This window comes from Knoellia sp. AC549, assembly GCF_979258975.1.
The window spans coordinates 2,679,777-2,698,932 of the sequence record NZ_OZ409890.1; the positions used below are offsets into that span (position 1 = coordinate 2,679,777).

Here is a 19,156-nt window from a genome sequence, read left to right on the forward strand (position 1 = left end):
AGGCGGTCATCCGGTCATGCAGTCACTCGGTGCTCACTTGGTGACGGCGTCGAGTGCGTCGACCAGGCCGGCGCCGTAGTAGCCGGAGCCGGACGCGCCGCCCTCACAGGTGGCGTCGTTGACACCGTCCCGGTCAGCGTCGTAGAACGTCGGGCACGACAAGGTGTCGGCCTCGCGCTCGAGGGTCTTCATCGCCTGCTTGGCACTCATGCCCGTGTCGGTGCCGCGGATGAGCGCGACGACCCCGGCGGCGTGCGGTGAGGCCATCGACGTGCCCTGCGAGTAGCCGTACTGACCGTTCAGGACGGTCGAGAGGACCCGGCCGTTCTTGGACGGGGTGTCAGCGGCCACGCGCGCGTCCCCACCGGGAGCGGCGACGTCGACGACGCCCCGGCCCCAGTTGGAGTAGTACGACTTCACGGCCGTCGGGCCGACCGAGGAGGTGGTCACGGTGTTGCCGACCTCGGTGGGCATGTCGTAGCAGCGCTGGTCGGTGTCGCGCGGCGTCGGCGTCGGGGTGTTGTTGGGGCTGGTCGTGTCGAGGATCGGCTTGGAGAGGTCCCAGGCCGAGTTGCCGGCCGCAGCGACGTTGACGACGTCCTTCTTCTCGCTGTACTTCAGCGCACGCTCGACGGCGAGGATCGCGGCCTTCTCGTCGAGGTTGGCCTTGCACCAGAGGGCGTAGGGGTCGATGTAGTAGGAGTTGTTGGTGACCTCCATGCCCTTGTCGGCTGCCCAGATGAAGCCACAGATGGCGTACTCCGGGTAGATGTAGCCGGCGTCCTCGACGACCTTGACCGAGGCGAGCTTGACGTTCGGAGCGACGCCGATGACACCCTGCTGGTTGCGGGCGGCGCCGATCGTGCCGGCGACGTGGGTGCCGTGCGACGACGTGGTGGGCTGCCAGGCAACGGGGTCGGTGTTCGGGACACCGCGGTCGGTGCAGTCGACGGACTGCGACGCGTCGACGTTGGGGGCCAGGTCCGGGTGGTCTGCCTCGATGCCGGAGTCGAGCACACCGACGGTGATGTCGCGGTTGCCGTCGGTGACGAGGTGGGCCTTGTCAGCGCCGATCTGGCGCATGTGCCACTGGTCGGCGAAGAGCGGCTCCTTGGTGTCGTCGCCACCGCTCGTGCCTGGGCCGAGGCCCTGGACCTTGCCGTCGGGCACGATGCCCGCGCCCGGCACGTAGGCCTGGAGCGCGCGGGAGGGACCAGCCGCGATGATGCCGGGCGACTGGCGGGCCCGGTCGTCGAAGGTGTCGTCGCTCGCGGTGGCGATGACGACGCCGATCTGGGGCCACTCCTGCACGACGGTGCCGCCTGCGGCCTCGATAGCGGCGACGGCCTTGTCGGTGCCGGTGCCGCCCTGGGCGACGACGAAGGACGTCGGTCCGGGGAGCGGGGCAGCGCCGGCCGGGATGGCCAGTGCCGTCGTGGCCACAGCGCACGTCGCGGTCGCGGCGATCACGGCAGCCTTCTTCATGAAGGTCGAGTTCACGTTTTCCTCCTGGTCGTGGACCGCATCATCGCGATCCCACGCTGCACCCTGCCAGCGCCCAGGGGGCGGAGTCCATAGTTCCCACACATTTTTGTGCGATTCACCGGAACACGAGGGACCGGGCACGAACGTGCGCACGCGGCATACCCGAAAGGACTTCGGAGTATGCCGCGTGCGAGCGGTTGCGCTGTCGCGCTGGGGCTAGATCAGGCCCAGTTCCTTGACCGCGTCGCGCTCCTCGGCGAGCTCGGCGACCGTGGCGTCGATCCTGCCGCGCGAGAACTCGTCGATGTCGAGGCCCTGGACGATGCTCCACTGGCCGTCCTTGACGGTGACCGGGAAGGAGCTGATGAGCCCCTCCTCGACGCCGTAGGAGCCGTCCGAGCGCACGGCCATCGAGACCCAGTCACCCTCGGCCGTGCCCTCGACCCAGGTGCGGGCGTGGTCGATGGTGGCCGACGCGGCGGAGGCCGCCGAGGACGCGCCGCGAGCCTCGATGATCGCCGCGCCGCGCTTGGCGACCGTGGGGATGAAGGTGTCCGCGAGCCACTGCTGGTCGTTCACGGTCTCGGCAGCGTTGCGGCCGGAGACCTCGGCGTGGAAGAGGTCGGGGTACTGGGTCGCGGAGTGGTTGCCCCAGATCGTCATCTTCTTGATCTCGGTGACCGGGACGCCGAGCTTGGCCGCGAGCTGGCTGATCGCACGGTTGTGGTCGAGGCGGGTCAGGGCCGAGAACTGCGCGGTGGGGATGTCGGGCGCGTTGCTCATCGCGATGAGGGCGTTGGTGTTGGCCGGGTTGCCGGTGACGGTGATGTGCACGTCGTCAGCCGCGACCTTGTTGAGGGCCTTGCCCTGGGGCGCGAAGATGCCGCCGTTGGCCTCGAGGAGGTCTCCGCGCTCCATGCCCGGACCGCGGGGTCGGGCGCCGACGAGGAGGGCGTGGTTGACGCCGTCGAAGACCTTCTCGGCGTCGTCGCCGATCTGGACGCCGGCCAGCGTCGGGAAGGCGCAGTCGTCGAGCTCCATGACGACCCCCTCGAGGGCCTTGAGGGCCGGGGTGATCTCGAGCAGGCGCAGCTCGACGGGGGTGTCGGGTCCGAGGAGGGCACCGGACGCGATGCGGAAGAGCAGGCTGTAGCCGATCTGACCGGCGGCGCCGGTGACGGCCACCTTGACGGGGGTCTGGCTCACGATGGGTACCTCTTCGTACGGGGCAGATGTGGTCGGTCGTGACGCTATCAGCGCGGGTCGCCGGGGCGGCTCTAGGGTGTGGGCATGCGCGTTCTCGTCTCAGGTGGTGCGGGCTACATCGGCTCGCACACGGTCATCCAGCTCGTCGCCGCGGGGCACGACGTCGTCGTCGTCGACTCCTTCGCCAACGCGAAGCCGTCGGTGGTGGGTCGTGTCGAGGCGCTCACCGGTATGCCGTTGGACGTGCGGTCCTTCGATCTCACCGACCGTGACAAGACCGAGGCGACCTTCGCCGACACCCCGATCGACGCGGTCATCCACTTCGCCGGTTTCAAGGCCGTCGGGGAGAGCGTGGCCGAGCCGCTCAGCTACTACGAGAACAACCTCGACACCACGCTGTCCCTGCTCCGCGCGATGGACCGGCACGGGGTCCGCAAGCTCGTCTTCTCGAGCTCGGCCACGGTCTACGGCGCAGAGGCCGCCGTGCCGATGCAGGAGGACGCGCCCACCTCGGCGACCAACCCCTATGGCTGGACCAAGGTCATGAACGAGCAGGTCCTGCGCGACATGGCCGTCGCGGACCCGACCTGGCGCATCGCGCTCCTGCGCTACTTCAACCCGGTCGGTGCCCACCCCAGCGGCACGATCGGCGAGGACCCGAGCGGCATCCCCAACAACCTCATGCCCTTCCTCGCCCAGGTCGCCGTCGGTCGCCGAGAGAAGCTGTCGATCTATGGCGGCGACTACCCCACGCCCGACGGCACCGGCGTGCGGGACTACATCCACGTCGAGGACCTGGCAGCCGGCCACGTCGCCGCACTGCACCGCCTCGGCGCCACCGACAGTCCCGTCAACACCTGGAACCTCGGCACCGGTCGCGGCACGTCCGTGCTCGAGATGCTTCATGCGTTCGAGCGGGCTGCCGGTCGCGAGCTTCCGCACGAGATCGTGGACCGCCGCCCCGGTGACATCGCCGAGTCCTACGCCGACCCGACGAGGGCCGAGGCCGAGCTGAGCTGGAGGGCGACCCGGACCGTCGACGACATGTGCGTCGACACGTGGCGGTGGCAGAGCGCCAACCCCGACGGCTACCCGTGACGGGTGCCCAGGTTCGACGGGCGACGCGTGACGACGTGCCCGCGATCGTCGCGCTGCTCGTGGACGACCCGCTGGGAGCCACGCGTGAGAGCGAAGGGGAGCACGCGGCATACCTGACGGCCTTCGAGGCGATCGACGCCGATCCGGCCCACCAGCTCGTCGTCCTCGAGGACGACGGAGAGGTCATCGGGACGCTGCAGCTCACCCTGCTGCCGGGCCTCTCTCGCGGCGGTGCCCTGCGCGCCCAGATCGAGGCCGTGCGCGTCGCCTCGAGCCGACGGGGCCAGGGCCTCGGCGAAGGGCTGTTCCAGTGGGCGATCGAGGAGGCCCGCCGCCGCGGTGCGGTCATGGTGCAGCTGACCACCGACACGAGTCGAGAGGGCGCGCGCCGCTTCTATGAACGACTGGGGTTCGTCGCGTCCCACGTCGGCATGAAGCTGTCGCTCTGACCCGTGCCCGGGAAGCCGCGTCAGGCAGCGCGGCGCAGGCGGATGACCGGGATGACCCGGTCGGTCTTCTTCTCGTAGTCCCCGAAGCCGGGCGCCGTCTCCACGATGCTCGGCCAGATGGAGTCGCGCTGCTCGCGGGGCAGCACCTCGGCCTCGACGGGGAAGGTCTCCGTGCCGACCTCCACGTCGAAGCGCGGGTTGGCCCTGACGTTGTGGAACCAGTCGGGGTTGTCGGGTGCGCCGGCCTTGGACGCGACGATGACCATCGAGCCGTCGTCCTGCGGGAAGTACATGAGCGGCGTGACCCGCTCGGTGCCCGTCCTCGCGCCGAGATGATGGAGCAGGATCATCGGCGCCCCCTCGAACGGCCCGCCGACCCGGCCCTCGTTCTCGCGGAACTCCCTGATGACCTCTGCGTTGAAATCGCTCATGCGTCGGACGCTACGCCCCGCACCCCGTCGGGCGGGCGGTGACGGGCATCAGCACCTGCACGGCACGCACTGACCCTGTCGGAACGAGCGGGTCCGCCGGGACGAGGTACTCGGCCGCCACGCGGTAGTCGTCGGGGACGCGCACGCCCCACTGCGCCAGCACGTCATCGGGGAGTGCTCGGCGCGAACCCTCCGTGGCCCTGAGCACGAGGGCCGTCCTCAGCCGGCAGGCGACCGGGGTGATGGCAACGCGTGCGGCGGTGGCACTGTCGGCATAGCCTCCGATGACCCAGCCCTGGGCCAGGGGCCGGGCGCCCCAGGCCCAGATCGTGCCGGGCGACTCCCCGGTGAGGTCGAGCACCGTCGTCTCTCGAGAGACCCTCAGCTGACGACCGACCTCCAGCACTCCGGCGGTGAGTCGGGCCTGCGCTGGTGGCAGGGCGATGCTCTGGCCGTCGCGGCTGACCTGGGTCGCCGCAGTGTCGAGGATCGGCGCGCTTCGGTAGGGAGCCAGAGGGGTGCCGACCCCGGCGATCACGACGGCGTAGGTAGCGACCCCCGCCGCCGAGGTGGCCAGCCACCCCGACCCACGCGTGAGGATGAGGACGGCCAGGAACCAGAAGACCACGACGTGCCCGGAGAACCTCCACAGGTTGGTGTTCGTGCCGAACGCGTAGGCGAGAGGCAGGCACGCGAGCAGGGCGGCCAGACGCAGCTCGACCGGGCTCGGTCGATCGACCGACCGCCGCACCAGGGCGGCCAGTGACGTCAGAGCCGCCAGCGCGAGGGCCAGTCCGAAGACGTAGAGAGTTGCCTGTGGCTGGAAGAGGTCGAAGCTGCGGGTCGTGCCGGCCTGCCACGCCCTGGTCAGGGCGATGACCGCAGGGAGGGCGGCCGCGAGCCCCAACAAGGTGGCCACTGCCTGCCTCGACAGCAGCTTCCTCCGCGACCGTGCAGCTCCGCTGCGCCCCGCGACGAGTCCGGCGAGGGCCCCCAGGACTCCTGCCGTCAGGGCAGAGAGCAGCATCACCCGATCCACCCTGAACCGGTCGAACCGCACCAGGTGGGGGTGACCGACGGTGGCCTCGACGCCACGCTCGACCACGGTCACGAGCGTGGGCAGGTGGCCCGGGAACGCCGCCACCAGGATCGTGCCGAGGAGCAGGAGCACGCCGGCGGCCGCCCCGACACCGGGGAGCAGCCGTCGGGACCAGGGCGTCAGGACCAGGACGACGGTGCCGAGGACCAGGGCCGTCGTCGGCTTCGCCATCACGGCCAGGAACCCCCCCAGCCCGATGATGGCGCCACCGAGAAGGATCCGTTCCCCCACCCAGGCGTACCTGCATCCCACTGCGGTGCACAGCAGCGCGAGCAGCGCGAGCGTGTTGTAGGAGGGAGTGAGTGGCAGGACCGACAGCGGGATGAGCGCGAGTCCCACGGCGATGAGGCACAGACCGACAGCAGCGGGAACCGACCGGTGAGGTCGGGACGGTGCTTCCGATCCTGGCGCTGGCACGTCACGCGTCGAGACCAGGCGCAGCAGCCCGAGGGTCAGTGCGACAGTGGCTGCACTGACGAGGGCCATCCCGATGAACCGCAGACCGACCACGGACTCGCCCACCGCGGCATACAACGGGTGCCAGAACCAGCCGAAGAGCAGGGCCGTGGCAGAGCTGTCGGACGGGTGGGCGATCTCGTTGAGGTAGTAGCCCTCGTCCGTGCCGTCCAGGCCACGGGGGAGCGACCACACCACGCTGGCGACTGCCACCATCCCTGCCAACGCAGGACCGAGCCACGGTGCGACAGGTGACCGTCCTGCATCGGCGCCACGCGGTGCCGTGAGCTCACTCACGAGGGTGTCGAGATCGGAGGTTCAGCGGCTCAGGTCTCAGCTGGCTCAGCGGAGGCTGGCGAGCGCCTCGTTGAAGGTGGCGGACGGGCGCATGACGGCAGTGACCTTCGCCTCGTCGGGACGGTAGTAGCCACCGATGTCCGCAGGGGAGCCCTGCACGGCGAGCAGCTCGTCGTTGATCTGCTGCTCCTGGCTGGTCAGCTGCTCGGCGACACCCGCGAACGCAGTCGCGAGGTCGGCGTCGTCGGTCTGCTTGGCCAGCTCCTGCGCCCAGTAGAGCGCGAGGTAGAAGTGGCTGCCGCGGTTGTCGATCTGGCCGACCTTGCGTGCCGGGCCCTTGTTCTCCTGGAGGAGGGTCTCGGTGGCGCGGTCCAGGGTCTCGGCGAGGACGCGGGCCTTGGCGTTGTCGGTCGAGTCCGCGAGGTGGCGGAACGACTCGGCGAGAGCCATGAACTCTCCGAGACTGTCCCAGCGGAGGTAGTTCTCCTGGACGAGCTGCTGCACGTGCTTGGGCGCGGAGCCACCGGCGCCGGTCTCGAAGAGCCCACCGCCGTTCATGAGCGGCACGACCGAGAGCATCTTGGCGCTGGTGCCGAGCTCGAGGATGGGAAAGAGGTCCGTGTTGTAGTCACGAAGGACGTTGCCGGTGACCGAGATGGTGTCCTCGCCGCGGCGGATGCGCTCGATGGATACCTTGGTGGCCTCGACCGGGCTGAGGATCTGGATGTCCAGGCCCTCGGTGTCCTCCTCGGCGAGGTAGGTGTTGACCTTGGCGATGAGGTTGGCGTCGTGGGCGCGCTTCTCGTCGAGCCAGAAGATGGCGGGCGTCTGCGAGGCGCGGGCGCGGGTCACGGCGAGCCTGACCCAGTCGCGGATCGGGGCGTCCTTGGTCTGGCAGGCACGCCAGATGTCGCCGGGCTCGACGTCGTGCTCGATGAGGACGTCACCAGCGGCGTTGACGACCTCGACGCGACCGGCCTGCGAGATCTCGAAGGTCTTGTCGTGCGAGCCGTACTCCTCGGCCTTCTGCGCCATGAGGCCGACGTTGGGGACCGAGCCCATCGTGGTCGGGTCGAAGGCGCCGTTGGCGCGGCAGTCGTCGAGGACGACCTGGTAGATCCCGGCATACGAGCTGTCGGGGATCACGGCCAGCGTGTCGGCCTCCTCGCCGCTCGGACCCCACATGTGACCGGACGTGCGGATCATCGCCGGCATCGACGCGTCGATGATGACGTCGCTCGGGACGTGGAGGTTGGTGATGCCCTTGTCGGAGTTGACCATGGCGAGCTCGGGACCGGCGGCCAGTCCGGCCTCGATGTCGGCCTTGATCTCGTCGCCGTTGTCAAGTGCCGACAGACCGTCGAGGATCGCACCGAGACCGTTGTTGGGGGAGAGGCCCGCGTCGTCGAGCGCGGCGCCGTGCTTGGCGAAGACCTCGGGCAGGAACGCGCGCACGACGTGGCCGAAGATGATCGGGTCGGACACCTTCATCATCGTGGCCTTGAGGTGCACGGAGAAGAGGACCCCGTCGGCCTTTGCCCGGGCGATCTGCTCGGTGAGGAACGCGTCGAGCGCGGCCGCGCGCATGACGGTCGCGTCGACGACCTCGCCCTCGAGGACCTTGAGGCCGTCCTTGAGGACGGTGGTGCCGGCGTCCGTGACGAGCTGGATGGTCAGGGTGTCGTCAGCGGGGAGGACGACCGACTTCTCGTTGCTGGCGAAGTCGTCGTGACCCATGGTCGCGACGTTGGTCCTGCTGTCGGCGCTCCAGGCCCCCATGGAGTGCGGGTGCGCCTTGGCGTAGTTCTTGACCGCGGCGGGGGCGCGACGGTCGGAGTTGCCCTCGCGCAGAACCGGGTTGACCGCGCTGCCCATGACCTTGGCGTAGCGGGCGTTGGCGTCCTTCTGCGCATCGGTGCTCGGCTCGTCGCTGTATGCCGGAAGATCGAACCCCTGCCCCTGCAGCTCCTTGATCGCGGCCTTGAGCTGCGGCACGGAGGCGCTGATGTTGGGCAGCTTGATGATGTTGGCCTCGGGGGTCGTCGCGAGTTCCCCGAGCTCGGCGAGGGCGTCCGCGACCTTCTGCTCCTCCGGGAGCTGGTCGGCGAAGGCCGCGAGGATGCGTGCGGCGACCGAGATGTCGCGGGTCTCCACGTCGACGCCGGCGGTGGAGGCGAAGGCCTCGATCACCGGGAGGAAGGAGTAGGTCGCGAGGAGGGGTGCCTCGTCGGTGAGGGTGTAGATGATCTTCGCCATGGCGCCGAATCTATCGGCGTCAGAGAGCGCGCGGTGCGTCGGGGTCGACCCCGTCCGGCACGACGACGTCCTCGAGCGCGACCTCGCCGGTGATGTCGCGGTCACGACGGTCGACCCCGGTGATGAGGTGGAACGTCGCACCGGCGATGGCGGCGCCGATGAGGGGCGCGACCCAGAACAGCCACAGCTGCCCCGGCGCCCCGTTGCCGTTGAAGAAGGCGACGGCGGTCGATCGCGCCGGGTTGACCGAGGTGTTGGAGATCGGGATGGAGATGAGGTGGATGAGTGTGAGGCACAGGCCGATCGCCAGTGGTGCGAAGCCCGTGGGAGCGCTCTCGTGGGTCACGCCGAGGATGACGTAGACGAAGAACATCGTCAGCAGGATCTCGGCGCACAGGACCGCCATGAGCGAGTAGCCGCCCGGCGAGTGCTCGGCGAAGCCGTTGGCGGCCATGTTGCCGGTGGCGTCGAAGACGTCTCGGCCCCGCGCGATGGCCCACAGGGCGCCACCCGCTGCGAGGCCACCCAGGACCTGTGCCCCGACGTAGCCGGGCACGTCCTTCCACTCGAAGCGCTTGGCGATGGTCACACCCAGCGTCACCGCGGGGTTGAAGTGAGCACCGGAGACGTGCCCCACGGCATACGCCATGGTCACGACCGTGAGCCCGAAGGCGAGGGCGACACCGAGGAACCCAATGCCCAGGTGGACCGGCGCCCCGGCGCCGAGGGTCGGCGTGGACAGGAAGCCGGCCGCGAAGATCGCTGACCCGCACCCTCCGAAGACGAGCCAGAAGGTGCCGACGAACTCCGCAGTGAGGCGCTTGGACATCGCATGGGTCTGCATGGCGCCCATTGTGGCCCACCGCCCGGGCGTGGTGCGTGATGCGACACAGTCGACGGGTAGCGTGACCGGCGTGAAGATCTCCGTGGTCGGCCTCGGATACGTCGGACTCTCCAACGCCGTCGTCCTTGCACAACGCCACGAGGTCGTCGCCGTGGACCTCAATGCCGAGCGCGTCGCACAGGTCAACCGGCGCGAGTCACCGCTCGTGGACCCGGAGCTCGAGGACTACCTCGCCCACCACGACCTGTCGCTCACCGCCACCACGGAGGCCGCGACCGCGCTGCCCGGTTCGGACTTCGTCATCGTCGCGACCCCGACCGACTACGACCCCGTCCGGGACTTCTTCGACACCTCGTCCGTCGAGTCGGTCATCGCGTCGGTGGCGACGCTGGCGCCCGAGGCGACCGTCGTCGTGAAGTCGACGGTGCCGGTGGGGTTCACCGAACGTATGCGGTCCGCTCACCCGGGTCTCGACGTCGTCTTCTCGCCGGAGTTCCTGCGGGAGGGTCGCGCCCTGCACGACAACCTGCACCCGAGCCGGGTCGTCGTCGGCGGGCACAGCGAGGCGGCGCACCGCTTCGGGGAGCTGCTCGTCGAAGGGGCGCTGGACGCCGACGTGCCCCTGCTCCACACGAACCCGACCGAGGCCGAGGCGATCAAGCTGTTCGCCAACACCTTCCTCGCGATGCGCGTCGCCTACTTCAACGAGCTGGACACGTATGCCGTGTCGCACGGTCTCGACACCCGTTCGATCATCGACGGGGTCGGGTTGGACCCGCGGATCGGCTCGCACTACAACAACCCGTCGTTCGGCTACGGCGGGTACTGCCTGCCCAAGGACACCAGGCAGCTCCTCGCGAACTACAGCGACGTCCCGCAGAACCTCATCCGTGCGATCGTCGACTCCAACACGACGCGCAAGGACTTCATCGCCACCGACATCCTGCGCCGCCGGCCCAAGGTGGTCGGCATGTACCGCCTCATCATGAAGGCCGGGTCCGACAACTTCCGGGTGTCGAGCATCCAGGGGATCATGAAGCGGATCAAGGCCAAGGGCATCGAGGTCGTCCTCTACGAGCCCGCGCTCGACGAGGACCGGTTCTACCACTCCGAGGTCATCCGGGACCTCGACGAGTTCAAGCGCCGGTCCGACGTCATCGTGGCCAACCGGGTGAGCGACTCGCTCGACGACGTGGTCGACAAGGTCTACACCCGTGACCTCTTCGGACGTGACTGACCCACCTCCGGCGGACCTGGGGATTGCCGGATCCGGGAGCCCGTGCCCGACACTTGTCGCAGTCCACGCACCATCCGAGGAGACGCCGCACCGTGAAGCGCATCATGACCATCTACGGCACCCGTCCGGAGGCCATCAAGATGGCGCCGCTGGTGAAGGCTCTGGAGGCCAGCGAGACCCTCGAGGCGATCGTGGCCGTCACCGGCCAGCACCGCGAGATGCTCGACCAGGTCAACTCGCTGTTCGGCATCACCCCGCTCCACGACCTCGACCTCATGCGACCCGGTGCCTCGCTGACCGAGATCACCACCAACACGCTGACGGCGACCTCGCGGCTCATCGAGGAGACGATGCCCGACGCGGTGGTCGTCCAGGGTGACACCACGAGCGCCTTCACCGGCGCACTGGCTGCGCTCTACCACAAGGTTCCGGTGGTCCACCTCGAGGCGGGCCTTCGGACCGGCAACATCTACTCCCCCTTCCCGGAGGAGGTGAACAGGCGCCTCACGGCCCCGCTCACGGCGCTGCACCTGGCGCCGACGGCAACCTCCCGAGGCAACCTCGAGCGTGAGGGCATCGACCCGTCGACCATCACTGTCACAGGCAACACGGTGATCGATGCGCTCCTGACCTCGACCACTGTCGAGCCCACGTTCGACGACCCGCGGGTGCCCGAGCTCCTGGGGGCGGGGGACCCGATCCTCCTGGTGACCACGCACCGCCGCGAGTCCTGGGGTGCCCCCATGGCGGCCACCATGTCGGCAGTCGCAGAGGTGGCGCAGCGCCATCCCGAGGTCAGGGTGCTCCTCCCGATGCACCGCAACCCGCTGGTCCGCGACGTGGTGGAGAGTGCGCTGGCGGGTCTGGACAATGTGCTGCTCACCGCACCGCTGAGCTACCACGAGTTCGCGCACGCGCTCAAGGCGGCCAAGGTCGTCCTGACCGACTCGGGGGGCGTTCAGGAGGAGGCCCCCAGCCTCGGCAAGCCGGTGCTCGTCATGCGCGACACGACCGAGCGGCCGGAGGCCGTCGACGCCGGGACGGTTCGCCTCGTGGGCACCGACCGGCTGGCAGTGCGCGATGCCACCCTCGAGCTGCTCGAGGACGAGGCCGCCTGGACCACGATGTCGAACGCCGTCAACCCCTATGGGGACGGACGGGCAGCCGAGCGCGGCGTGGCGGCGATCGAGCAGCTGTTCGGCCTGGGCGCTCGGCTGCCGGAGTTCAGCCCGGCCGGCTGAGTCTCCCCTCGTCGGTTCACGACCTCCAGAAGCCGCGCGTGTCGACGGTCTTCCTGCCGGCCATCGTGGCCCGGTCGACGTCTCGGAAGACGGCGTGGTCCACGAGCAGGACCGTGACGTCAGCGAGGTCGATGGCTGACCTGAGATCGGAGAGCGTGACGTTCGCCAAGTCGGCGAGGCTCAGGGGAAGCTCGGTGACGTGGGGCTCGACGGCGAGGATGCGCCCGTCCGGGTAGGCCTTGGCCAGCCGCTCGGTGATGTCGAGGGCAGGGCTCTCGCGGAGGTCGTCGATGTTGGCCTTGAAGGCCAGGCCCAGGCAGGCGATGGTCGGCGAGGTCCCCTCGACGAGGGCCCCCACCTGGTCCACGATCTGGTCAGGACGGCTGTCGTTGGTCTCGCGTGCTCGTCGGATCAGCTGCGCCTGCTCCGGTGCGGCGGCGACGATGAACCACGGGTCCACGGCGATGCAGTGACCGCCGACCCCGGGCCCGGGGTTCAGGACGTTGACGCGCGGGTGGTGGTTGGCCAGGCGGATGACCTCCCAGACGTCGACGCCGATGTGGTCGCAGACGTTGGCCAGCTCGTTGGCGAACGCGATGTTGACGTCCCGGAAGGAGTTCTCGGTGAGCTTGGCCATCTCGGCACTCGTGGCGTCGGTCAGGACGATCTCGCCCTCGCAGAACAGCCGGTAGATGGAGGCAGCACGTTCGGCGCAGGCCGGGGTGAGGCCTCCGACGACGCGGTCGTTGGTCACCATCTCGATCATGATGCGGCCGGGCAGGACGCGTTCGGGGCAGTGCGCGACATGCACGTCAGGCGTGGGGTTGTCATGGGGGAAGCGCAGGTCAGGACGCAGCTCGGCCAACCACTCGCTGATCGCGCGCGTGGTGCCGGGCGGCGACGTCGACTCGAGGATCACGATGTCGCCCGTCTTGACCTTGGGGGCGATCGCCTCGACCGCAGCGCGGACGTAGCTCACGTCCGGCCGGTGGTCGTCCTGGAAGGGTGTGGGCACGGCGATGAGGAACGCATCGGCCTCCTCGACCTCCGTGGAGGCACTGAGCCGGCCGCGCGCGACCGCTCCGGCGACGGCGGTGTCGAGGTCCGGCTCCACGATCGGGACGCGCCCCGCGTTGACCTCGGACACATAGTGCTCGTTGACGTCGACGCCCTTGACGCGGACTCCGACGGTCGCCAGAGCGGCACTCGTGGGTAGCCCGATGTAGCCAAGGCCGATGACTGCAACGGTCAGGTTTTGCATGGTTCCTCCGGAACGGGTGTGAGTGCCGGGTCGAGGCTATCCGGCGGTGGGAGGGTTCGGGAGCGGCACCCCGGGACGGATACGATGTGCCGCGTCGCAAGGCGCACCGCTCCGTCCCCAGTGAGGAACTCGATTCCATGAAGCAGGTTGTCCAGGCCGTCGGCGATGGAGCGCTTCGTGTCGTGGAGGTGCCGAACCCCACTCCCTCTCCCACGGACGTCCTGGTGGCCACCCGCCGCTCCTTGCTCTCGTCGGGCACCGAGAAGGCAGTGCGGCAGCTGGCCTCCGCCAGCCTGCTCCAGAAGGCCAAGGCCCGCCCCGACCTCGTGAAGCAGGTGCTCAAGAAGGCTCGCACCGAGGGGGTGATGTCCACGATGAACGCGGTGCGCAGCCGCCTCGACGAGGACATGCCCCTCGGCTACAGCGCGGCCGGCGTCGTGATCAGCGCGGGAGAGTCCGCACCCTCGCTGGCGCCGGGCACCCGGGTCGCCACCGCCTCGGCTGGACACGCCGAGGTGCAGGTCGTTCCGGGCCTGCTCGCCGTCCCCATCCCTGACGGCGTGAGCGACGAGGCCGCCGCGTTCGGCGCCGTGGCCGCCATCGCGATGCAGGGCCTGCGCCAGGCAGAGGTCGGCCCGGGCGGCACCGTCTGCGTCGTCGGTCTGGGACTCGTCGGCCAGCTCACCGTGCGCCTGGCCCTTGCGTCCGGCCTGTCCGTGATCGGTGTCGACCTGCGTGGCTGGACGGTCGACCTCGCGGTCGCAGCAGGAGCTGTGGGTCTGGTCGAGAACGGTGACGGCACCACCGAGGCAGTGCGGGCAGCGACCCGCGGTCGTGGAGCCGACGCGGTGCTCGTCACCGCCTCGACCCCGTCCTCGGACCCGGTGATGGCCTCCTGCGCTCGGGTCCGTGACCGAGGACGCATCGTCGTGGTCGGCGACGTGGGCGTGCAGCTGGCTCGAACCCCCTTCTACGAGAAGGAGATCGATCTTCGCTTCGCCCGCTCCTACGGACCCGGACGCTACGAGCGGTCCTATGAGGAGTTTGCGGTCGACTATCCCGTCGGCCACGTCCGTTGGACGGAGGCACGCAACATCGAGGCCTACCTCGACCTTGTGGCCAGTGGCCGCGTCCGGGTCGACGACCTCGTCACCCACGTCTTCACAGTCGACCAGGCCGAAGAGGCCTACCGGACCATCGGTTCGGACGACCGCGCGCTCGCGGTCCAGTTCTCCTACGACCTGGACCCGACGGCGGCCTCGGAGCGCATCGTCCTCCGGACGCGCGCCGGCGGCGGCGCCGGCTCCGCGGGTCTCATCGGCGCGGGCAACTTCGCCAAGGCCACGTTCATCCCCGCGCTCAAGAAGGCCGGGTGGCCCGATCTGGACGCCATCACGTCCTCGGGAGGGCTCACCGCCCGTCACTTCGCCGAGCGGCACGGGGTGGCGACGGTTGCCGCGTCCGTCGACGACCTTCTCGAGATGGACCTCGACACCGTTTTCATCCTCAGTCGCCACGACAGCCACGGCGAGCTGGTGACCCGCGCGCTGCGATCAGGCAAGAGCGTGTTCGTGGAGAAGCCGCTGGCGCTCACCGAGGACGAGCTGGCCGACATCCGGCGGGCGATCGACGAGAGCCAGGGACATCTCTGGGTCGGCTTCAACCGTCGCCACAGCGAAGCCGTCTCCCGGGTGCGCGAGCTCTTCCCGGCGGGGGGCGGCGCGCTCGTCGCGAACTACCGCGTCTCGGCCGGACGACTTCCCGAGGGCCACTGGTACAAGGACCGTCGACAGGGAGGTCGCCTCCTCGGTGAGGTCTGCCACTTCGTCGACGTCATCAGCTGGATCACGCAGTCACGCCCCGTGCGGGTCTCCTGCCTGGGGTCCACCGGCGCCGAGGGCCTCGTCCAGGAGAACCTCGTGGTCTCCGTGGAGTACGCCGATGGGTCCATCGGCACGGTCACCTATGCCGAGAACGGCCATGGGGCGACGAGCAAGGAGCGCCTCGAGGTCCTGGGCCGCGCGCACTCGGCTCTCATCGACGACTTCCGCTCGCTGGTGGTCGACGGCAAGGACGTGAAGCTCGCGGAGGCCGGCAAGGGCCACAGCGCGAACCTGGCGAAGTTCCGTGCCGTCGTGACGGGTGCCGAGGACGGCGTGAAGGACCTGCAGGCCTCACTCGAGTCGACGGCGCTCATGCTGGGGGCAGCTCGGTCACTGCTCGAGGGCTCGACGGTGTCGCTGGAGCGGCTTGTCGAAGTCGATGACATCGGCGGCTGACGCCTCGGAGTCAACTCCTGGCGCGGGACTCGGTCGCCGCGCTCTGATCGGTGGTGCGCTCGCAGCCGGGGGTGCCGGCGCGGGGTGGGCCCTCGGTGCCGGACGCCCGAACTCCGTGCAGCCGCCGACAGCAGGTGCCCCCCTTGTCAGCGGCCGGGCACCGATGGCGGCGATCGTCCTGTCCGACCCGGCAGACCCACAGCTGAGGCAGGCGGCCATGACGTTGGTGTCGCACGTCGAGCTGGCCACCGGGGTGTCGCTGCCCGTCTGGCCGGAGCAGCAGACGGGGACCTCCGACGTCGGCCCGGTCTCACGGGTGGTTCTCCGCACCGACCCGGACAGGATGGAGGAGTCGGGTGACGGCTTCCGGATCGAGGTCGGTGAGAACGAGGTCGACATCTCGGCGCGCACCTCGTGGGGCACCCAGTTCGGAGTCCACGAGCTTCTTGAGCGCTTCGCCGGCGTCCGCTGGTTGATGCCCGGCCCGTCGGGCACGCACGTTCCTCGTACTCCGGACCTCACCATCCCGGAGGGCACTGTGGAGGACGCGCCCGTGTTCCGTTCGCGGATGCTCAGCCCGCTGTTCAACGACCAGCGATCCGACACGTCGGCGGACGAGGATCCGATGCGGCGCTGGGCAGCGCACGCGCGGTTGCACTGGACGGTCGAGTTCCACCACAACCTGGGCAACATCTTTCCTGTGTCCACCTACGCGGACCCTTCCTCGCCCGACTACGCGCCCGAGCTGTACGCCCCCGGCACACCACCCGCGCGCGGTCTCGCTGCAGCCGACAGGTGGCAACCGGACGTGACCAGCACGCGCACCGTGGAGCTGGCCGCACGTGCCGCGATCGACGATCTCGACCGGACCGGTCGTCGCTCGTTCTCCCTGGGGATGAACGACAACGGTGGGTTCGGGGACGCCGTCCTGGACCCCAGGCCCAACTCGGTCAACAGACCCAGTGCGTCGGAGGCCTACTACCGCTGGGTGAACGCGGTCGTCGACCGGGTGCTCGAGCTCCGCCCCGACCTCGGCGACTGCTCGTTCGGCGTGCTGGCCTACGCCGAGGTCTTCGATCCGCCGAGCTTCGCTCTGAGGCCGCAGGTCGTGCCGTTCGTGTGCCGGGACCAGTACGGGCGAGTCTCCGCGGCGCTCGACCGCGAGCAGGACCGCGTCCTCCGGGGGTGGGCCGACCGGACGGCCCAGCTGGGCCTGTACGACTATGCCTACGGGCAGCCCTACGTCATCCCGCGCATGACGCTGGAGGCCACGGCGCGCGGGTACCGCTCCGCACTCGGGGCCGGTGCGAGGTACATCCACGCCGAGCTGTACCCGGACTGGGGCGAGGGACCCAAGCCGTGGGTCATGGCCAAACTCATGTGGAATCCACGCCAGGACGTCCGCACGCTCGAGCGCGAGTGGTGCGAGGGGACGGTGGGCGCGGAAGGGGCGAACGCCCTTCTCGAGTACTTCGACACCTGGCGCGACATCTGGGCGAACGATGTGCCCACGACCGAGTGGTTCACCCTTGGTCGCGATCGCGAGTTCTTCCTGCCCCGGGACGCGGCCTACCTCGAGGCCGTGTCGCCGGCCAGGGTGGCGGGCGCGGCGCGGCTCTTCGACGCGGCCGCGAAGGCTGCGGTGACGCAGCCGCAGATCGAGAGGGTCCGGCGACTTCGTACGAGCCTGGAGTACTACCAGGCATCCGTCCAGAGCTACCCGCGCCCCTACGCACCCCCGAGGAACAGCACTCAGGCGCAGGCGCAGGTCGCTGCGCTCGTGCAGACGACGGACGCCCGGACACGTCAGGTCAAGGAACGGTCCGCGGCCGCCGAGGCCATGCTGGAGGCTGGTGTGATCTCGGCCGGACTGCGGAGAGAGCTGGCCTGGTCGGGAGTGAACGGCGACCTCTGGTGGAACATCCTGGACCGGATCGCTGAGCAGGGCGACGCCGAGCCCGATCTCGTCGCGACGCTGCTGAAGGCCCGACTCGCGTCGCCGTCATCAGTCACCGCCCGTGTCGTCGACCTGCTCATGGCGGGGCGTCCCGACCGGACTCAGGCTGGCGCTCTCACGACGGCTGGCCTGGGCCCTGCGACGTCGAGAGGGATCGTTGGGCCTGCCCAGGTCCTCTCGACCGGGGCAGGGATCCAGGTGTCCAACGTGAGCAGCGCCTCGTGGCGCCAACGCGTTGATCGTGGCGCTGCGACCGTCTTCGCTGTGCGCGCAGCGGCCAGGACGGAGAGACTGGGTGCCGCCGCCTCGTCCGGCCGGTTGACGCTCAGAGTGAGCCTGCTCGACTCTCGCAGCAGCAAGGTCACCATCGCGCGCCAGCGGCAGCGCGGGCTGGACCTCACGACGGCCGCGTCCGTCGGCCTCAACCTGGTCGAGAACCTCGGTGACCCGGCCGAGGTGGCGGGAGACACGGTCGAAGTGCTGCTGCAGCTGGCCGACGTCCCTGCCGAGGTCGTCGTCCTGCTAACGGGTCTGGAGATCCGGATGGACGGATCGGGCTAGGCGCGTGGACCTGCTCGTGGCCCCAAGAGCGTGGCGTGCCTTGCTCACCCCGAAGAACCCGCTCGAGACCCACAGCCCCAGGAACGAGTAGCACCACAGGGAGCGCGCGTTGAGGTCGCCGCTCACGGAGGAGTTGACCATCTCGCACAGGAGGAGGCCGAGGACGAGAGCGCAGACCTGGTCGGTCCGGGATCGCCGCCACAGGCGCACCGCGATCACCACGAACCAGAGCGATATTGCCACGCCCAGGATGATCCCCAGCTCGGTCACCAGCTCGATCCAGACGTTGTGCGGGTAGAGCCGCGACCGCAGTCCCGCCTCCGCGCCCCAGTTGCCGAAGCCGACGCCGAACAGTGGCCGGTCCTGGAAGATGAGCCAGGACCTCGAGAGGGCCGCCTCACGGGCCACGTCCTGGACCGCCAGGGGGTCCGAGGCGAACCTGCCGATCCTCGTGCGGGCCAGTGGTCCGTGGGTGAGCCCGAAGTACATCCCGGACAGAACGGCGATGCTGGCACTCAGTCGGGCCACGGTGAGACCGGAGATGGCCAGGGCGAGGGCGAACGACGCGGCCACGGCGGCGAGGAGCGGGCCCTTGGAGCCGGTGATGATGACCGACAGCAGGAGGATCCCCGAGATGGCCAGGGCAGGTGGTGTGGCGATCCGGCCCGTGACTCGCGCCCAGACGGTGATGACCAGCGCGGAGGCCGGGACTCGGGCGAGCCAGATCGGGTTGATGCCGAGGATGTAGGTGCGCCCCACCCCGCCGATGCCCATGACGATGACAGCCAGGGCCAGGAGGACGGCGCCCCCGACCCAGAAGCTTCGCGAACGTCGAGACCTCCTGCTCGTCGCGCAGGAGGCACGCAGCGAGGGCTGTCACGAGGGTGGCCGTGAGCAGGGTGGTGAGCTTGGCGCTGGCGTACTCCGAGGCCGGAGGTGTGAGCAGGGCGTAGATGGTGATCACACCGAAGAGACCTGCCGCGGCCAACAGGACCGGGT

The 19,156-nt window shown here is 69.5% G+C and carries 14 protein-coding genes; 6 read left to right on the forward strand and 8 right to left on the reverse strand.

Annotation, left to right across the window (positions count from 1 at the left end):
• Window positions 1-33 precede the first annotated feature (33 nt).
• Both ACZZ98_RS13090 and ACZZ98_RS13095 read right to left on the reverse strand, forming a co-directional pair.
• Complete coding sequence (locus ACZZ98_RS13090) at window positions 34-1,500, reverse strand: S8 family peptidase (RefSeq protein ID WP_463516649.1); 1,467 nt, start codon at window positions 1,498-1,500, stop codon at window positions 34-36.
• A 201-nt stretch (window positions 1,501-1,701) separates the two neighbouring features.
• Window positions 1,702-2,691 (reverse strand): malate dehydrogenase, encoded by a 990-nt coding sequence (locus tag ACZZ98_RS13095; protein ID WP_463516650.1) that lies wholly within the window; start codon window positions 2,689-2,691, stop codon window positions 1,702-1,704.
• Between the two features lie 84 nt (window positions 2,692-2,775).
• On the opposite strand from ACZZ98_RS13095, the gene galE reads away from it, so the two are divergent.
• Both galE and ACZZ98_RS13105 read left to right on the forward strand, forming a co-directional pair.
• Window positions 2,776-3,789, forward strand: a complete 1,014-nt coding sequence (gene galE / locus ACZZ98_RS13100; protein ID WP_463516651.1) for a UDP-glucose 4-epimerase GalE — start codon at window positions 2,776-2,778, stop codon at window positions 3,787-3,789.
• Window positions 3,786-4,238, forward strand: coding sequence for a GNAT family N-acetyltransferase (locus ACZZ98_RS13105; protein ID WP_463516652.1), 453 nt, complete (start codon window positions 3,786-3,788; stop codon window positions 4,236-4,238). The genes galE and ACZZ98_RS13105 overlap by 4 nt, the downstream gene beginning before the upstream one ends.
• Window positions 4,239-4,258: 20 nt before the next feature.
• On the opposite strand, the gene ACZZ98_RS13110 is transcribed toward ACZZ98_RS13105, so the two are convergent.
• The 4 genes from ACZZ98_RS13110 to aqpZ all read right to left on the reverse strand — a co-directional run bounded on the left by ACZZ98_RS13110 (window position 4,259) and on the right by aqpZ (window position 9,630).
• Complete coding sequence (locus ACZZ98_RS13110) at window positions 4,259-4,669, reverse strand: nitroreductase family deazaflavin-dependent oxidoreductase (RefSeq protein WP_463516653.1); 411 nt, start codon at window positions 4,667-4,669, stop codon at window positions 4,259-4,261.
• Window positions 4,670-4,679: 10 nt separating this feature from the next.
• Window positions 4,680-6,440 (reverse strand): hypothetical protein, encoded by a 1,761-nt coding sequence (locus tag ACZZ98_RS13115; RefSeq protein WP_463516654.1) that lies wholly within the window; start codon window positions 6,438-6,440, stop codon window positions 4,680-4,682.
• Window positions 6,441-6,566: 126 nt separating this feature from the next.
• A complete protein-coding gene (locus ACZZ98_RS13120) occupies window positions 6,567-8,777 on the reverse strand; it encodes an NADP-dependent isocitrate dehydrogenase (protein WP_463516655.1) in 2,211 nt (736 codons plus the stop codon).
• Between the two features lie 19 nt (window positions 8,778-8,796).
• Window positions 8,797-9,630 carry an aquaporin Z gene (gene aqpZ, locus ACZZ98_RS13125; RefSeq protein WP_463516656.1) on the reverse strand — a complete coding sequence of 278 codons (834 nt, stop codon included), beginning with the start codon at window positions 9,628-9,630 and terminating at the stop codon, window positions 8,797-8,799.
• 61 nt (window positions 9,631-9,691) lie between these two features.
• On the opposite strand from aqpZ, the gene ACZZ98_RS13130 reads away from it, so the two are divergent.
• Together ACZZ98_RS13130 and wecB are read left to right on the forward strand one after the other, a co-directional pair.
• Window positions 9,692-10,858, forward strand: a complete 1,167-nt coding sequence (locus ACZZ98_RS13130) for a nucleotide sugar dehydrogenase (protein WP_463516657.1) — start codon at window positions 9,692-9,694, stop codon at window positions 10,856-10,858.
• 92 nt (window positions 10,859-10,950) lie between these two features.
• Window positions 10,951-12,099, forward strand: a complete 1,149-nt coding sequence (wecB, locus tag ACZZ98_RS13135) for a non-hydrolyzing UDP-N-acetylglucosamine 2-epimerase (protein ID WP_463516658.1) — start codon at window positions 10,951-10,953, stop codon at window positions 12,097-12,099.
• Between the two features lie 16 nt (window positions 12,100-12,115).
• Here wecB and wecC read toward each other — a convergent pair whose 3' ends face one another.
• Window positions 12,116-13,360 carry a UDP-N-acetyl-D-mannosamine dehydrogenase gene (wecC, locus tag ACZZ98_RS13140; protein WP_463516659.1) on the reverse strand — a complete coding sequence of 415 codons (1,245 nt, stop codon included), beginning with the start codon at window positions 13,358-13,360 and terminating at the stop codon, window positions 12,116-12,118.
• A 137-nt stretch (window positions 13,361-13,497) separates the two neighbouring features.
• Between wecC and ACZZ98_RS13145 the strand changes: the two genes are divergently transcribed.
• Complete coding sequence (locus tag ACZZ98_RS13145; protein WP_463516660.1) at window positions 13,498-15,639, forward strand: bi-domain-containing oxidoreductase; 2,142 nt, start codon at window positions 13,498-13,500, stop codon at window positions 15,637-15,639.
• Complete coding sequence (locus tag ACZZ98_RS13150) at window positions 15,623-18,157, forward strand: DUF4838 domain-containing protein (RefSeq protein ID WP_463516661.1); 2,535 nt, start codon at window positions 15,623-15,625, stop codon at window positions 18,155-18,157. The genes ACZZ98_RS13145 and ACZZ98_RS13150 overlap by 17 nt, the downstream gene beginning before the upstream one ends.
• On the opposite strand, the gene ACZZ98_RS13155 is transcribed toward ACZZ98_RS13150, so the two are convergent.
• Entirely contained in the window at window positions 18,119-18,931 is an 813-nt protein-coding gene (locus ACZZ98_RS13155; RefSeq protein WP_463516662.1) for an O-antigen ligase family protein, read from the reverse strand. The genes ACZZ98_RS13150 and ACZZ98_RS13155 overlap by 39 nt on opposite strands.
• Window positions 18,932-19,156: the final 225 nt, after the last annotated feature.

Bases quoted from the DNA above. Each gene is read 5' to 3' on its own strand.
- ACZZ98_RS13145 (WP_463516660.1), top strand. From the start codon at position 13,498: ATGAAGCAGGTTGTCCAGGCCGTCGGCGATGGAGCGCTTCGTGTCGTG.
- ACZZ98_RS13155 (WP_463516662.1), bottom strand. From the start codon at position 18,931: ATGGGCATCGGCGGGGTGGGGCGCACCTACATCCTCGGCATCAACCCG.
- ACZZ98_RS13110 (WP_463516653.1), bottom strand. From the start codon at position 4,669: ATGAGCGATTTCAACGCAGAGGTCATCAGGGAGTTCCGCGAGAACGAG.
- ACZZ98_RS13150 (WP_463516661.1), top strand. From the start codon at position 15,623: ATGACATCGGCGGCTGACGCCTCGGAGTCAACTCCTGGCGCGGGACTC.
- aqpZ (WP_463516656.1), bottom strand. From the start codon at position 9,630: ATGGGCGCCATGCAGACCCATGCGATGTCCAAGCGCCTCACTGCGGAG.
- ACZZ98_RS13120 (WP_463516655.1), bottom strand. From the start codon at position 8,777: ATGGCGAAGATCATCTACACCCTCACCGACGAGGCACCCCTCCTCGCG.
- ACZZ98_RS13115 (WP_463516654.1), bottom strand. From the start codon at position 6,440: ATGGTGGCAGTCGCCAGCGTGGTGTGGTCGCTCCCCCGTGGCCTGGAC.
- wecC (WP_463516659.1), bottom strand. From the start codon at position 13,360: ATGCAAAACCTGACCGTTGCAGTCATCGGCCTTGGCTACATCGGGCTA.
- galE (WP_463516651.1), top strand. From the start codon at position 2,776: ATGCGCGTTCTCGTCTCAGGTGGTGCGGGCTACATCGGCTCGCACACG.